Annotated in this window: 3 protein-coding genes and 2 pseudogenes; 2 read left to right on the plus strand and 3 right to left on the minus strand. The window is 47.7% G+C overall.

Annotation, left to right across the window (positions count from 1 at the left end):
• Nucleotides 1–269: 269 nt before the first annotated feature.
• Together ABLA85_RS03625 and ABLA85_RS03630 are read right to left on the minus strand one after the other, a co-directional pair.
• Nucleotides 270–440: a hypothetical protein gene (locus tag ABLA85_RS03625; protein WP_367961458.1), complete on the minus strand. Its 171-nt coding sequence runs from the start codon at nucleotides 438–440 to the stop codon at nucleotides 270–272.
• Nucleotides 441–761: 321 nt separating this feature from the next.
• A complete protein-coding gene (locus ABLA85_RS03630; RefSeq protein ID WP_367961459.1) occupies nucleotides 762–16064 on the minus strand; it encodes an amino acid adenylation domain-containing protein in 15303 nt (5100 codons plus the stop codon).
• 825 nt (nucleotides 16065–16889) lie between these two features.
• Here ABLA85_RS03630 and ABLA85_RS03635 point away from each other — a divergent pair.
• Nucleotides 16890–17027, plus strand: a pseudogene (locus ABLA85_RS03635) (ISAs1 family transposase); the annotation flags it as partial.
• Nucleotides 17028–17105: 78 nt separating this feature from the next.
• Here the strand turns inward: ABLA85_RS03635 and ABLA85_RS03640 are convergent.
• Nucleotides 17106–17213: pseudogene (locus ABLA85_RS03640) on the minus strand (ISNCY family transposase); the annotation flags it as partial.
• Nucleotides 17214–17251: 38 nt separating this feature from the next.
• On the opposite strand from ABLA85_RS03640, the gene ABLA85_RS03645 reads away from it, so the two are divergent.
• On the plus strand, nucleotides 17252–17716 hold the full coding sequence (locus ABLA85_RS03645; protein WP_367961461.1) for a GNAT family N-acetyltransferase: 465 nt from the start codon (nucleotides 17252–17254) through the stop codon (nucleotides 17714–17716).
• Nucleotides 17717–17804 lie beyond the last annotated feature (88 nt).

Here is a 17804-nt window from a genome sequence, read left to right on the forward strand (position 1 = left end):
TCATATCACATTATGCGAACCAGCATTGTAATAGATTTATTATTTTCATGACTGAGATAATCAAAAAATGGTTTATTATGAGTAAGTTCAAAAGCAGATTTTTCATTTGTTTTACTTAAGGATGCACTGTATTGTGACCAGGCGCTCCAGAAGGCAGGATCTAATTCGAACTTTATATATAATGTTTCAAAGCTGTTTGGATCACTGAGTGATGCCCATTGTTCAGTAAGGTAAAATTTATCCTCTTTTTTTGTTAATACATTTATTTTTTACATGTAATTCAATATGTTATTAAATCTATCTTGATGAACATGGCATAACTGAGAAATTTGTTCCACTGTTTTGCCATCTTGGGTACTTAAATATAATGGTGCTTTGCTGTCTACAAAAGCAAATAGTGCATTAGATTGACGATAGGCAGTAATCATTTCCAATGACATTATTTTTCTCCTGATTCAGATTTTTAAATTATTGATTTGTCTAATTTAGAAATCTGTTAAGTTTCAAGAAACATATTCAGTTTTACTTCCTCTGGTTAATGTGCGCACTCTAAAACCTCAAGCTAACTTGATGTCAAGTCATATTTATCTAATGACATCTAATATTTTTATTATCTCTTGCCCTCAAATACTGAATTGGGATAAGGTGGTAGGTTCTTTAGCTTAATTCTATTTGGAAGAGATGTCCGGCCATGATAAACATCTTTGACCGGACAATATCACCGTCAATAATCGCTTGCTATTCCTGCAATATTACTGACATTAAACCGCCTCCGCTTCACAATCCATTGCCAACGCCATACTTAAGGTTTTAGCCAAAATGGTTTTATTTTTACTATCCTCCATCAGGCTAAAATGGTCGCCCGGTATGGATGTTAGCTGGAGCAAAGAATCAGGCATGACCTGCTTCCAACCTAACGACGGTTCCATACTCAAGGAGGGTAAGACGGCTTCTGTAATGAAAGGAAGCTGCGGATAAGACTCTCTTGCATAGAACTGGTGGAGCGTTATCGCCAATGCTTGTGGTTCGTATTTTTTGACCATTTGCATATAATTTACCATCTGTTCCCAACGTTTTGCGATCAAGTCAGGACGCAGGTTCGTCGGGTAGAGTTCCAGTTCCTGCGCCGCAGCAATAAATTGCACCAAATTCAGTTTATCAATTTTCTGATGCAATACCGCAATTTCCTCTCTATGTTCCCTGCCCGATTGTTTTGCCAGTTCAACAAGAAACTGGAGTTTTGGTTGAATGACCTGCTGCCTGAAACAGTGAGGAGCAGGCGTATCAATCAAACCCAGGAAATCGACGGTCTCACCGACATTCAAAAGTTGTTGGGCAATAGCATAAGCCAGTACACCACCAGAAGAGTAACCATAGATCCGGTATCGGCCTTCCGGTTGAACCGCCTTCATAAAGGTGATCATTTTGGTAGCCAATGCTTCAATAGTCGATACTTGTTCTTCATCAATGGATGGCCAGGGTAATGCATAAATCGGATAGTCTGATTGGATATGTTTAGCTAATCCAAAGATATAGGAGTAATCATCCATTCCACTGGGCACAAAGAATAACGGTGGTTCTGTTCCGGATGACCGTACAGGTATCGCCCTGCTTTGCGGCTGAAACAATGGATCTAATGTGATTTTTGATACCAGTTCAGCCAGTACAGGGAATTGGAATAGGTTATTCAGTGTACACATCAAACCACGACCTGCGGCAAGGTTTATCATCCGCATAGCAAGCAGCGAGTGTCCACCCAACGCAAAGAAATTGTCATACCGGCTTATTTGCTCAACCTCCAGCAATTCACGCCAGATGGTTGCCAATGCAATCTCAACCTCCCCCTGCGGAGCTTCATAGGCTTGATGAGCAAAGGCATTTTGATCAGGCTCCGGCAGTACCCGACGATCCAGTATCAGGTTACCATCCGGCAAGTAGCGGGCCAAATCGCCGGTGCGGTACATCCGTGCATCCGGTGTCTGACTAAACGGATCAGCCAGGAAACATTCAGAGGTCAGATCAGGATGGTTGAGATAGCCACGCGCTACACCATCACCACCAATATATAGCTCCCCTACCGCTCCCAGTGGAACCGGCTGGCCACAGGCATCCAGCAGATAGACACAAGTGTTGGCTATCGGACGTCCGATAGGCGTTAATGCATCAATATAATCTGCCGGACAACGCCAAGTGGTGGCACATACCGTGATTTCTGTCGGGCCATAAGCATTGAACAGCGTGACCCGGCCACGCAGTGCCTGGAGCAGAGTCGCACTGGGTATTTCCCCTCCCAGTATCAATGTTGGCCTTATGTTTATCTCCGGTAAATCCGCACCATCCCTCAACAGAGCCGGTGTCAGGCAAGCATGAGTCACTGCCCGTTCTTCCAGATAATGCCAGAGGCGACGCGGATCCTGACGAACTGTGTCGGCAGGAATATCCAGGGTGGCACCACCACACAATGCCATCATGATTTCCCAGACGCTGGCATCGAAACCAAATGAAGCGAATTGCAACATTCGGCTATGGGAATGAATGTCAAACTGGCTGATTTTATCCCGGATAAGGTTGACCAGCCCACGATGTTCAATCATCACCCCTTTCGGTATACCGGTCGAACCGGAAGTATAAATTACATAAGCCAGATGCCGTGAGGTTAATGCAGAAACCTGTGGATTGTTACCCGGTTGGTCAGGCAGGATATTCGGGTCAAGTACGGTTAATTTTGCCAGTGCGTCTTCACCCAGTGCGGCACGACCGGTACTATCCGCTAATACCACCAACGGAGCGGCATCATTCAACATATACGCCAGACGATCACTCGGATAAGTCGTATCCAGTGGTACATAAGCGCCACCCGCTTTCAGCACCGCTAATAGCGCCACTATCATCACGGTTGAACGTGGCACACAAATCGCCACCCGCTGATCCGGGACTACCCCCAGAGAGATAAGCTGATGAGCTAGCCGATTGGCCTGAACATTCAGTTCCGCGTAGCTTAAGATCTGCTCCCGATGTATCACCGCTATAGCATCTGGGGTTTTCTCCACTTGTTGTTCAAACAACTGATGGATACACACCTGTTCAGAATACGCTATTTCAGTCGCATTCCGCGTTTCCAGTAACAACCTACGTTCCGCCGATGACAAAATATCAATTTCCCTGACAGGCTGTTGTGGGTTAGCCACCATCACTTGCAATACGGTGTGCAGATAACCCACATACCGCTCGATTGTCTGTTGATCAAACAAGGCCGTTGCATAATTCAGAGTTCCTACAATTCTGCCTTCTTCCTCAAACAGGTTAAGTTCAAGATCAAATTTGACCACATCAAAAACCTGATCAACCGGTAAGATTTCCAGCGCTGGCAATTTCCACTCTATTTTCTCATTGTTCTGCCAGGCAAACATCACCTGGAACAGCGGGGTATGCGCCAGTCTGCGCGGCGGTTGCACAATTTCCAGCACCTGTTCAAATGGCAGATCCTGATTATCCTGTGCAGCCAACGTAGTTTGCCGCACACGCGCAAGTAATTCCGTCACATCCGGGGGGCCCGATAAGTCGATACGTAAAGGCAATACATTGACAAAGAAACCTATCAGGGATTCAATTTCCTGACGACCACGTCCAGCACAAGGTGTACCGATAACCAGATCACTCTGACCTGACAAACGTGACAGAACCATAGCCCAAGCTGACAGAATGGTTATGAATAACGTCGTACCCTGCTGCTCACTCAGGCGCTTAAGGGATTTCGTTAACACCTCATCCAGATTGATAGGCAATGAACTTCCTATAAACGACTGCTGAGGAGGACGTGGCCGATCGGTTGGTAAATCAAGCAGTATCGGTGCATCAGCCAACATGGTACGCCAACAGTCAGATTGGGACTGTAAACGTTCAACCGAAAACCACTGACGCTGCCATGCAGCATAATCAGGATACTGAATCATCAAGGGTGGTAGTGGATCAGGTTGACCTGTCAGAAAAGCCGTATAGAGCGCACTTAGCTCTGATTTCAGTATCCCTAAAGACCAGCCATCAAAAATAATATGATGTAAGGTCAGCAGAAATACATAATCATCGTCTGTTAGCTGTATCAAACTGGAGCGGATTAATGGCCCCTGTGCAAGATCAAACGATAGCCCAAATTCCTCCATACACAAACGCTTAAGTTGTCCATCCGCATCAGGTACGCCTCGCAGATCATACTTCTTCATGGGCAAACCGGGTTCAGCCGGCAATAAAGTGACTTGGGGTTGACCGTCAACTGTCACAAAGACAGAACGTAAAGCTTCGTGGCGAGCAAACAGAGCATTAAGCGCCTGCTGCCAGGCGCCGATATCAAACTGACCACGCACATGCTGTATTACAGGAATATGGTAAGTATCACTCACCCTTTCAAACTGTGAAAGGAACCACAGATGATGCTGGCTAAATGACAATGGCAAAGCACTATCGCGGGATACCGGCGTAATCTCAGGCAACCTGTCACTATTCTCATTACATTGTGTGTAGGTACATTGTGCGTAAATACTCTCCGCAAAAGCAGCCAGAGAGGGGGACATAAACAAGGTAACAAGCGGTAGTTCAACACCGAAAGCTGCCACACGATTCATTACCCGTGCAGCTAACAACGAATGGCCCCCTAACGCGAAGAAATTATCATGTCGACTAATCTGTTCAACCCCTAACACTTCACGCCAGATAGCCGCTAACGCCGTTTCTATCTCCCCTTGCGGAGCTTCATAAACCTGACGGGCAAAATCTTCCTCACCCGGAACTGGCAATGCCCGGCGATCCAACTTGCCGTTAGAGGTTAGCGGGAATGCGGTCAAACAGACGAAAGCCGCAGGCACCATATAATCAGGTAACAGGGCACTCAAATGCTCACGCAGGCTCACAGCTAATCCGTCATCCGGTTCTGCTAACACATAAGCGACCAAACGCTTATCTTGCCCATCCCCCAGTGCTAATACCTGCGCTTCACGTACCGCAGAATGTTCTGTCAGCCGAGCTTCAATCTCCCCCGGTTCAATCCGAAAACCACGAATTTTAATTTGCTGGTCATTACGCCCTACAAATTCCAGATTGCCATCCGGCAGATAGCGGGCCAAATCTCCGGTCCGATACATGCGCGCAGCCGGTTTATCACTAAAAGGATCAGCCAGGAAGCGTTCAGCAGTGAGTTCAGGCCGATTAAGATAACCACAGGCAACACCGTCTCCACCAATATAAATCTCACCGATCGCCCCCAGTGGTACTGGCTGACCATAAGCGTTCAATAAATAGAGACGTGTGTTAGCGATGGGTCGGCCAATGGGAAGTCTTGTCATATCTACCGGCAATTCAGTGATACGGTATGCCGTGGTAAACGTCGTTCCCTCACTCGGCCCATAGCCATTCAATAACTGCTGAGGCGGGCTATTACGCAGGACCTGAGCGATCACATGCGGATTAAGAACATCCCCTCCGACAATCAAGATATTGATCTGTGGAAGAACCGGAGACAACTCCGCTGCCAGTCGGTTAAACAATCCAACCGTCAGCCACAGGACAGTGATCCGGTGAACCTGTAAAACCTGTACAAACGCCTGGGGTGTCAACAAGGTAGCGTGGTCGATGACCACCAGCGCGCCACCATTGAGCAAAGGCGTCCAGACTTCGAAGGTACTGGCGTCGAAAGCCGGGTTAGCGGTAAAGGCAACCCGGTCAGCCTGTCCGGTTTCAGCATAACCATTATTGATAACCAACCGAACCACCGCACGATGAGGCACTACCACGCCTTTGGGTGTACCAGTAGAGCCAGAGGTATACATGATATACGCCGATCCGGTGCTGGAAGCGGGTAAATCAAGATTGAAGTAATCTTCTTCCCTGATGGTACTCATCTCACCAGAGAAACGAAATATCGGCACAGTCAGGAGGTCAGCCGGAATATCAGCCCACATATCGGTGAGCAGCAATTTGGCTGAACAATCTTTTATCAACCAGTTCTTCCGCTCGTCCGGTACACCAGGATCAATCGGGACATAAACCGCACCCGCCTTGAGAATAGCTAACTGAGCCACTACCAGTTCAATAGATCGCTCTAACAAGAGCGCAACATGTTCCCCCGGATAAATTCCATGCTCAATTAACTGACGAGCCAGCCGGTTAGCACGGATATTCAATTCCGCATAGCTAATGGCTTGGTTTTCATAGATCAACGCTGTGGCGTCCGGAGCATTCTCCACCTGTTGTTCAAACAATTGATGAATGCACAGTTGGTCAGGATAGGTTGTTTCGGTCGCATTCCAGGTTTCCAGCAACAATGTACGCTCAGTTTCCGGCAGGATTTCCAGCATCTGTACCGGCGTTTCCGGCGCCTGTTCAAGTGCCTCTGCCAGGCTCTCCAGCGCCTGTTGCATATAACCGCATAGCCTTTCTGGATCAAAAGGTTGCACTACCTGAGCAGTCAGCCCCAAATCGGAACCCCCATCCTCTACCGACAACACAAACGGGTAGTTGGTCCGCTCCTGTGCCCCAAGGAATTCAATTCCACTGATGATTTCATCCGGCGTGACTGGCTGTGTATTATGCCGGTAATTCAACAGTGCATTGAACAGCGGTGTCCCACTGGCTACTCCACTGCAACGTTGAGCCAGCGCCAGTGATGCATGTTCATGTGCTAATAACCCCGCTAATCGGCTATGGGCGACTTGTACACTCTCCCGCACCGGGGTTTCATCTATATCTAACCGTAATGGCAGAGTATTAATAAACAGCCCCACGCCATTGTCAGCGCCTTCGCCAGCCTGCATACGGCCAAACAGCACTGTGCCAAACACCACTTGTTTCTGACCACTGGTACGCGACAACACCTGTGCCCAGGCCAAATGACACAACGCCGCCACACTGACACCCAAACGACGAGCCTGATTACGCAGACGGTTATTCAATTCAGGCGTCAGCATTCTGTGCGATTCCGTCACCTGCGAGCCGTCATGGTGTACTTCCGTCAATCCAAATGGCAGCGTTGGCTCATCCACCACCGCCAGCATATCGGTAAAGAAACGAATATGTTCTTCCTGACTGATTCCCAATTGAGCCTGAGCGACCAAAGTACGAAAAGGTACAGGAGCAGGCAAGCTGTCACCCCGTCCGGTAAGATACGCCTGCACTTCGTGGTTCATCACTTCCAGCGTGGTATGGTCGCCAATCAGGTGATGTAACAGTTGCAGCAAGATCCAGCGGCCATCAGTATTCTGAGCAATAACAAAACGCAACAACGGTGCTTGCCTCAGCTCAATACGATGCTGGCACGGATTAAAGCGTTGGGCCAGTTGGTCACTGATCGAACCATCAGCTGGATTGAGTGTCAATTCTGTGATGAATAAGGGAACTTGACGACAAACCACCTGAGCCGGAGCTGATAATCCCTCCCAGATAAAAGCGGTCCGCAGGATATCATGGCGATCAACCACCTGTTGAACTGCGGCCAGATAACGATCCAGCAAATGCCGATCCGCAAAAGCCTGTTGAGTTATCAGCAAGTAGGGATCACCTTCTTTCGCCAACAAATGGTGAAACAGAATGCCATCTTGTAGCGGTGACAAAGCATAGATATCCTGAATATTAGCTATCCCACCCGGTATCTGATCAACAATACAGTCAATTTCAAGCTGAGTGAGGTCAATCAGCGGTAACATTTCCGGTGTTAACACAGACGTATCCGGTGTAATACCGTTATCAGGCACCTTGATCTCACAATGCTGAGACAAAGACTGAGCCAGCACATTCAATGTTGGATGCTGGAATAACGCTTGTACCGAGATTCCTAACCCCATACACCGCAAACGCTCAATCATCCGTACTGCCAACAACGAGTGGCCACCCAGGGCAAAAAAACTGTCGTGCCGGCTAATCTGCTCAATCTCCAGCAATTCACTCCAGATAGTAGCGAGCGCGTTCTCAATTTCCCCTTGCGGCGCTTCGTAAACCTGGCGGGCAAAAGCATGTTGATCGGGCGCCGGCAACGCTCTGCGATCCAATTTACCATTCGGTGTCAATGGGAATTCATCCAGATGTACAAAAGCTGCCGGAACCATATAATCCGGTAAAATATCACTCAGATATTCACGCAGACTGGCGGCCAGCCTGCTATCCGCTTTTGTCTCTATATTATTTGTCACCACATAGGCAACTAAGCGCTTATCCTGACCATCACCCGATGCCAGTACCAACGCTTCACTCACCGCTGGGTATTCGGTCAAGTGCGCCTCGATTTCCCTCAGCTCAATTCGAAAACCACGGATTTTAACTTGCTGGTCATTACGACCGGCAAACACTAGATTGCCATCCGGCAGGTAACGGGCTAAATCTCCGGTGCGATACATCCGGGCACTAGTGTCGTCACTAAACGGATCTGTCAGAAAACGTTCAGCAGTGAGTTCAGGGCGATTGAGATAGCCACGGGCCACACCCACACCACCAATATATAACTCACCTACTGCGCCCAGCGGCACCGGTTGACCGTGTTTGTCTAACAGATAGACACGTTTATTAACTGCGGGTCTACCGATGGGAATTAATCCCCTTGTATAGTCTGACGGGCAATGCCAAGTGGTGGCGCAAACGGTGATTTCCGTCGGGCCATAAGCATTGAATAGCGTGGCCTGACGGTTTAATGTCTGGATTAGCGCCGGACTGGGTGCTTCGCCGCCCAGTATTACGGTCGGCTTTATCGCCAGAGCCGGTAAATCAGTGCCATCCCTCAGCAGAGCGGGTGTCAAACAAGCGTGCGTCACCGACTGCTCTTCCAGATAATGCCAGAGGCGATGTGGGTCTTGCCGGGTTGTTTCAGTCGGAATCACCAGCATAGCTCCACTGCTCAATGCCATCATGATTTCCCAGACACTGGCATCAAAACCAAATGAGGCAAACTGCAACATTCGGCTGGTGACACCAACATCAAACTGGGCAATGTGTTCCAGCGTCAAGTTAACCAGACTCTGATGTTCAATCATCACCCCTTTCGGTCTGCCAGTGGACCCGGAAGTGTAGATCACATACGCCAGATGCCGAGAGGTGAGATCAGGTAGTTGCGGGTTACTGTCCGGTTGATTTGGCAAGGCATTTGGATCGATGACAATCAGCGTCTTCAGTGTTTCTTCACTCAGTGCCGCCCGTCCAATATTATCCGCCAGCACTATAGTTGGTGCAGCATCAGTGAGCAGATAAGCTAATCGTTCACTCGGATAAGCCGGATCCAATGGTACATAAGCCCCGCCTGCTTTCAACACCGCCAGCAATCCCACTATTCTCTCCAGTGATCGTGTCACACAAATAGCCACTGGTTGATCTGGTATTACACCTAATGTAATCAATTGATGTGCTAATCGGTTGGCGCGAGTATTCAATTCAGCATAGCTGAGCGTCTGATTTTCATACCTTACCGCTATGGCGTCCGGGATTTTCTCTACCTGTTGTTCAAACAACTGATGAACACACAATTGTTCAGGATATGGCGCTACGGTCGCATTCCAGATTTCCAGCAACAACTGACGCTCTACTGGTGCCAGAATATTAATTTCCCCGATTGGCTGCTGAATGTCAGCGACCATCGCTTGCAGCATTGTGTGCAAATATCCGATATGTCGTTCGATTGTCGATTGTTCAAACAGGGCGGTTGAATAACCGAGATAACCGACAATCCTCTCCTCCTCTTCAAACAGATTAAGTTCAAGATCAAACTTAACGACATCAAAAGGTTGATCGATCTGTGAAATTGTCAGCCCCGGTAATCTCCATTCCACAATCTCGTTGCTCTGCCAGGCAAACATCACCTGAAACAACGGGGTATGCGCCAGCCTACGCGGTGGTTGTACAATTTCTACCACTTGTTCAAAGGGTAAATCTTGATGCTCCTGGGCCGCCAGTGCGGTTTGCCGCACACGCGACAGCAACTCCGTCACATTAGGCTCACCCGATAAGTCGATACGTAACGCCAAAGTATTAACAAAGAAACCAATCAAGGATTCCACTTCCTGACGGCTGCGACCAGCACTGGGTGTACCGATAACCAAATCATCCTGACCGGACAAACGAGACAAGACTATTGACCAGGCTGATAGCAAGGTCATAAATAACGTGACCCCCTGTTGTTCACTCAGACGCTTAAGGGATGCCGTTAACTCTGTGTCCAGATTGATAGGACACAGGTTTCCTGCAAACAACTGTTCGGGAGGACGTGGCCGATCGGTTGGCAAATCCAACAGGACTGGCGCGTCCGCCAACGCCATTCGCCAATAATCAGATTGAATCTGAACTCTCTCAGCAGAAAGCCATTGACGCTGCCATGCCGCATAATCAGGGTATTGGATCACCAACGGTGGCAACGGATCAGGCTGCTGGTTTAGGCAGGCTGAATAAAGTGCATTCAGTTCTGATTTCAATATCCCTAAGGACCAGCCATCGGACACAATATGGTGTTGGGTCAACAGGAAAACATACTCATCGTCAGTCAGTTGTATCAGAACAGAACGAATTAAGGGACCACAGGCAAGATTAAACGGCATTTTAGCTTCCTGCTCGCACAAACACTTAAGTTGCTCATCCACCTCAGAAGTTTTACGCAGATCGTATTTTTTCATCGGCAGACCAAATTCCGTCGGCAGGAGTTCAACCTGAGGCTGCTCGTTGACTGTGATAAAAACGGAACGTAATGCTTCATGACGGGCAAACAGGTGATTCAATGCCTGCTGCCAGGCATGAATATCAAGCTGGCCCCGTAAACGCAGTGCCAACGGAATATGGTAGGTATCACTAATCCCCTCAAATTGCGCCAGAAACCACAGACGCTGTTGCGCGAATGACAGGGGTAGCGCACCGTCATGGGGTGTCGGTGTGATGACGGGCAATACTCCACTCTGTTCATTTAGACGCTCATCAACCGCCTTAGCAAAAGCCAGCAAGACAGGCGCTTTAAATAACGTGGTCAACGGAAGTTCAGCACCGAAAGCCGCGACACGGTTCATCACCCTCATCGCCAACAACGAATGGCCACCCAGAGCAAAGAAATTATCATACCGGCTGATTTGCTCAACATCCAATAGCTCGCGCCAGATAGCCGCCAAAGCCATTTCAGTTTCCCCTTGCGGAACTTCATAGACCTGACGGGCAAAGTTTTCCTCTCCCGGCACAGGCAATGCCCGACGATCCAGTTTACCATTCGGCGTCAACGGGAGTTCATCTAGACGTACAAAAGCCGCTGGCACCATATAATCAGGCAAGATTGCGCTTAAGTGGGCACGCAGATCGTTGATTAATCTGTCATCTGCTTGCGCTACGATATAGGCGACCAGCCGTTTGTCCTGACCGTCATCTAGTACCAGTACCGCAGCCTCACGCACCGCAGAATACTCCTTCAACCGAGTTTCAATTTCCCCCAGTTCAATCCGGAAACCACGAATTTTCACCTGCTGGTCGTTACGGCCCAGGAATTCCAGATTACCATCCGGCAGATAGCGGGCCAAATCTCCGGTTCGATACATGCGCGCAGCCGGTTTATCGCTAAACGGATCTGTGAGAAAGCGTTCAGCGGTCAGTTCAGGACGATTGAGATAACCGCAGGCCACTCCGTCACCCCCGATATAAATCTCACCGGTCGCCCCCAGTGGTACAGGCTGACCATAAGCGTTCAACAAATAGAGGCGTGTGTTAGAGATTGGCCGACCAATGGGAAGCTTTGTCGTCCCCACTGGTAACTCAGTGATACGATATGTCGTGGTAAACGTCGTTCCCTCACTCGGCCCATAGCCATTCAGTAACTGCCGAGGCGGGCTATTACGCAAGATCTGAGCAATCACATGCGGATTAAGAACATCCCCTCCGACAATCAAGATATTGATCTGTGGAAGAACCGGAGACAACTCCGCTGCCAGTCGGTTAAACAATCCAACCGTCAGCCACAGGACAGTAATCCTATGAGTCTGTAAAACCTGTATAAACGTCTGGGGTGTCAACAAAGTAGCGTGGTCAATGATCACCAGCGCGCCACCGTTGAGCAAAGGCGTCCAGATTTCGAAAGTACTGGCGTCGAAAGCCGGGTTAGCAGTAAAGGCAACCCGGTCATCCTGTCCGGTTTCAGCATAACCATTATTGATAACCAACCGAACCACCGCACGATGAGGTACTACTACTCCTTTTGGTGTGCCAGTAGAGCCAGAGGTATACATGATATACGCTGATCCGGTACTGGAAGCGGGTAAGTCAAGATTGAAGTAATCTTCTTCCCTGGTGGTGCTCATTTCACCAGAGAAACGCAATAATGGAACAGTCAGGAGGTCAGCCGGAATATCTGCCCACATATCGGTGAGCAGCAATTTAGCTGAACAATCTTTTATCAACCAACTCTTCCGTTCGTCCGGTACACCAGGATCAATCGGGACATAAACCGCACCCGCCTTGAGAATAGCTAACTGGGCCACGATCAGCTCAATAGATCGCTCTAACAAGATCGCAACATGCTCACCTAGATAAACCCCTTGTTCAATTAACTGACGAGCCAGCCGGTTAGCACGGATATTCAGTTCCATATAACTGAGGGTTTGATCTCCCGCTATCAGCGCTGTAGCAACCGGCGTTTTCTCTGCTTGTTGTTCAAACAACTCATGAATGCATAACTGCTCAGGATATGGGGTTTCTGTGGCGTTCCAGGTTTCCAGCAATAACGCACGTTCTACTTCGGGCAAAATGTTCAGTGTCCGTACCGATGTTTCCGGTGCCTGCTCCAGCGCTTCTGTCAGACTGGTCAGCGCCTGTTGCATATAACCACATACCCTATCCGGCTCAAACGGTTGTACTACCTGCGCAGTCAGCCCCAGAGTAGAACCCCCGTCCTCTACCGACAGCACTAACGGATAGTTGGTCCGCTCCTGTTCACCCAGGAATTCGATACCCGGTACAACCTCATGTGGGATCAGCGGCTGCTCATTATGCCGGTAGTTCAACAGGGCACTAAATAGTGGCGTACCACCCGCTACGCCACTGCAACGTTGGGCCTGCGCCAGTGAAGTATGCTCATAATCCAGCAATCCGGCCAGCCGGGACTGTGCCAGCCGTACACTGTCGTGCACCGGTGTGTCATCCATATCCAGCCGTAACGGCAAGGTATTGATAAACAGCCCCATGCCGCTATCGGCTCCTTCCCCCGCCGCCATACGCCCAAACAATACTGTGCCAAACACCACTTTTTCCTGACCACTGGTTTGTGACAACACCTGCGCCCAGGCCAGATGACACAATGTTGCCACACTGACGCCCAGACGTTTTGCCTGCTGACGAAGGCGGTCGTTTAACTTCGGCGGTAACATCCGGTGCGATTGTGTGACATGCGAACCATCACGATGCACCTCGGTTAGGCCAAGCGGCAGCGTTGGCTCATCCACGTCAGCCAGCATGTCGGTAAAGAAGCGGGTATGTTCTGCCTGATTGGCATTCAACCGAGCCTGCGCCACCAGATTGCGAAAAGGCACCGGTATCGGCAAGTTGTCATCCTGTCCAGCAAGGCAGATCTGCACTTCGCGGTGCATCACTTCCATTGTCGTATGGTCGCCAATCAGGTGATGCTGTAATTGCAGCACATGCCAACGGCCATCAGTTTCTTGTGCTACGACAAAGCGCAACAATGGAGCCTGACTCAGATCAAAACGATACTGACGTGGATCAAAACGGTGAGCCAATTGCTCACCCACTGGCCCGTCAATCGGGTCCAGAATCAGTTCAGTGATCGATAAAGGTGCTTGACGCCAGACCACCTGTGCTGGTGCAGATAGTCCCTGCCAGATAAATGCGGTTCGCAGGATATCATGGCGATCAACCACCTGTTGCACTGCCGCCAGATAGCGCTCCAGCAGAGCCCGGTCAGAAAAAATCATCGGATAGGCCAGCAGATAGGGGTCACTTTCCTTCGCCAACAGATGATGGAATAAAATACCGTCCTGCAATGGCGACAGAGCATAGACATCCTGAATATTGGTTATCCCGCCCGGCACCTGTTCAACAATGAGGTCAATCTCAGACTGGGTCAGATCAATCAGCGGCAACATTGCCGGTGTCAGCACAGTGGTCTCTGGGGTAATGACATTCAGCGGTACTACTACAATTTGATGTTGATCCAATGTTTGGGCCAGTTCTGACAACACCGGACACTGAAACAGGTTACGGGCGGTGAGTGTCAATCCCATACTATGCAGGCGTTCAATCATCCGTACGCCGAGCAAAGAATGGCCACCTAGCGCAAAGAAACTGTCATGTCGGCTAATACGCTCAATACCCAGTAACTCACTCCAAAGAGTCGCCAGAATAATCTCCATCTCTCCTAGCGGCACTTCATAAACCTGACGAGCGAAGGCGTCCTCTCCCGGTGTCGGCAACGCCCGGCGATCCAATTTACCATTCGGTGTCAATGGAAATTCATCCAGACGCACAAAGGCCACCGGTATCATATAATCCGGCAATCGCGCACTCAGGTGTTCGCGCAGACGAGCAGCCAGTCCGTCATTCTCTTGGGTCAGCACATAAGCAACCAGTTGTTTATCAAGCCCCTCCCCTAACGCTAACACTACAGCTTCACGTATCGTCGGATATTCCACCAGTCGAGCTTCAATTTCCCCCAGTTCAATCCGGAAACCACGGATTTTCACCTGCTGGTCGTTACGGCCCAGAAATTCCAGATTGCCGTCCGGCAGGTAGCGGGCCAAATCTCCGGTTCGGTACATACGTGCATTCGGTTTATCGCTAAATGGATCTGTGAGAAAGCGTTCAGCGGTCAGTTCAGGACGGTTGAGATAACCGCAGGCCACTCCGTCACCTCCGATATAAATCTCACCGATCATTCCCAATGGCACCGGCTGACCATCCGTATCCAACAAATAAATCCGGGTGTTGGCAATGGGGCGGCCAATAGGGATAGAAGTGGTACTCGATGTTAACGCGTGAATACAGTAGGTCGCGGTAAACGTGGTTCCCTCACTTGGACCGTAGGCATTCAATAACTTTTGGGGGGGATTTTTACACAGGACTTGAGCAATGACATGTGGATCGAGGACATCTCCCCCGACCAGCATTATTTTAAGTTGAGGTAGTACCGGGGATAGCTCCTCCACCAGTCGGTTAAACAGCCCGACACTCATCCACAGGACCGTAATGCGATGTGCCTGTAACGCCTGAACAAAATCCCGCGGCGTCAGCAACGTGGTATGATCAATAACCACCAGCGCAGCACCATTGAGCAAAGGTGCCCAAACTTCAAAGGTGCTGGCATCGAAAGCCGGATTAGCGGCGAAAGCAATCCGGTCATTGGGTTCGATGTCAGTATAACCATTATTGATAACCAACCGGACGACAGCCCGATGAGGCACGATGACCCCTTTGGGTATACCAGTCGAACCAGAGGTGTACATGATATACGCTGGCGCAGTACTGGCACTCAATAAATCAAAATTGTGATGCTCTTCTTCCCGAATCAGTTCTGTCTCACTGGTAAGACGGAGCCGCGGAACAACTAATTCAGCCGGGATCTCCGCCTGCATATCAGTCAGCAGTAATTTGGCAGCACAATCGTTTATCAGCCAGTTTTTCCGTTCATCCGGTACGTTGGGATCGACAGGGACATAAACCGCACCAGACTTAAGGATAGCTAACTGAGCCACCACCAATTCAATTGAGCGTTCTAATAGGATCGCTACATGGTCACCCCGGCAAATCCCCTGTTCAATCAATTGACAAGCCAGCCAGTTGGCTCGGACATTCAATTCCGCATAGCTCAGTGTTTGATTCCCGGCGATTAACGCTACGGCAGCCGGGGTTTTCTCTACCTGTTGTTCAAACAACTGATGAATACAGACATGGTCAGGATATAGGGTTTCTGTGGCGTTCCAGGTTTCCAGCAACAAGGTACGTTCAGCCTCAGATAACCCATTAAACTTTCCCGCAAATATGTCATCACTCACCTTTCCTGATGACACATTCACTAACCCCGCTTCAAGGGTATTCCCCATGCTGGTAATACTGTCTTTCATCTATTTACTACCTCAACGAATCTATTGGATATTTGAAAATTGTTATTCCCAGAAACCATCAAAAATGTTTTTCTTTTATTCTTAGGAGAAATAACAACGGGCAAGCCAAGCATCGAAAGATACTCAGGCAATATTTTTTCTCAGGTGTTGGATGTCGTATTCTGGTTAATAACCGAACAACAAAAAATTATGTGACAATAGTTTTCCAGACAGCGGAATAAATGGTTAATTTGATAAACAGGAAGAAGATATTCCATTTTTTCTTTTTTTCCCTTTTTAGATAAGCGTCTTTGATCTAACGCAATTTTTTATTAATCGACGCTGAATTCCACAACTAAATAAAAATGGATATTGAATATATCTACTGGCATGAGCGCTAAGTCCTTGCTGTATTTTTTCCATTTAACATTAATTTCCAATTGAAATTATTTCAGATAAAATTAGGAGATTACGAATATTAATAGCTTCTAACAATCAAGGAATAAGGCAATCCGAATAAAATATTATTTATCATTATGTTGTAATAAGTTCATGTATACTTTCCTATATAAAAAATAAACTAACTTCACTACATATTATTTTATAATAATCAAATTGCACAACTAATGTAAATGTAAACGTTAATTATATTTAATACCAGAATGAAAACATTTCAAATAGATACTAATAATAGGAAAATATTATGAATATGAAAATTCATTTAATTTAATACCTGTAATAAAAAATATAAAAATAAAAAATAATATGACTAATTATTTTCTGTATATATCTCTTATTATTTACATTAATGGCAAAATGAGTGACATGATATAATTAGCCTTGATGATTGCTCTGGATGGGATGATTGAGAATTTGGCATTATTCCGACGTCTCGTTTTGAATATGCTCAGACCAGGTGATTGGGGGGCCAGACAAAGAAATAAGCTCAAAAAAGCAGTCTGGAGTGATGATTATCGTGCGAAAAGTAAGAGGTGGCTTAGGAACGACAACAAAAATGCTGATCTTGAATATCGGCATTTTATTGTGAACGAGGTGATTAATTTATTGTTTTAACGCTTCAATTTTATCCCGGCTCAGTCCAGTACTGGTGACAATGATATCCAGACTGACACCATGCCGTAATAATGCGCGTTATGTTTGACACTGCCCCCACAAAATCACAGTCAAAAAAAATACCTGAGGTAAACATGGAATTGACTTGGGAATACTTAGAATCAAAATATATTGATACTGCAAAATTTTATAAGATTTTATCTCTAAGAAATCGGGTATTTATTGTTGAACAATTATGTCCATATCAAGATCTGGATGGTTTGGATTTAGAGAAAGATACGCTACACGTTGTAGGCTCTAAGGACGGGAAAATCATAGCTTATGCACGCATACTACAAGCATACAAAAGCTCAAAACAAATTGTCGTAGGGAGAATAATTATCGATGCATCTGTACGAGGAGCCAAGTTAGGACACAAGCTGATGGATAATATAGTTTCCTTTGTAGAAAGATCTTACCCAGAAACCCCTATTTTTTTATCTGCGCAAGCACACCTCCAGTCATTTTACGACAAACACGGCTTTCAAGCTGTATCTGAAGTGTACTTGGAAGACAATATCCCACACATTGATATGCTCAGAGGAATTAATTCAAATTGACCATAAGGGGTAATACCGCTCGCTTAAGAAAACTAAGATAAGTCATAATCGGCCTCAGATGATTGTTTAAGGCCGATTTCTTATGTCT

This window comes from Xenorhabdus sp. SGI246 (genome assembly GCF_040838225.1).
GTDB lineage: Bacteria > Pseudomonadota > Gammaproteobacteria > Enterobacterales > Enterobacteriaceae > Xenorhabdus > Xenorhabdus indica.

Excerpts from the sequence above, each read along its gene's own strand:
- ABLA85_RS03625 (WP_367961458.1), bottom strand. The coding sequence starts at position 440 with ATGTCATTGGAAATGATTACTGCCTATCGTCAATCTAATGCACTATTT.
- ABLA85_RS03630 (WP_367961459.1), bottom strand. The coding sequence starts at position 16,064 with ATGAAAGACAGTATTACCAGCATGGGGAATACCCTTGAAGCGGGGTTA.
- ABLA85_RS03645 (WP_367961461.1), top strand. The coding sequence starts at position 17,252 with ATGGAATTGACTTGGGAATACTTAGAATCAAAATATATTGATACTGCA.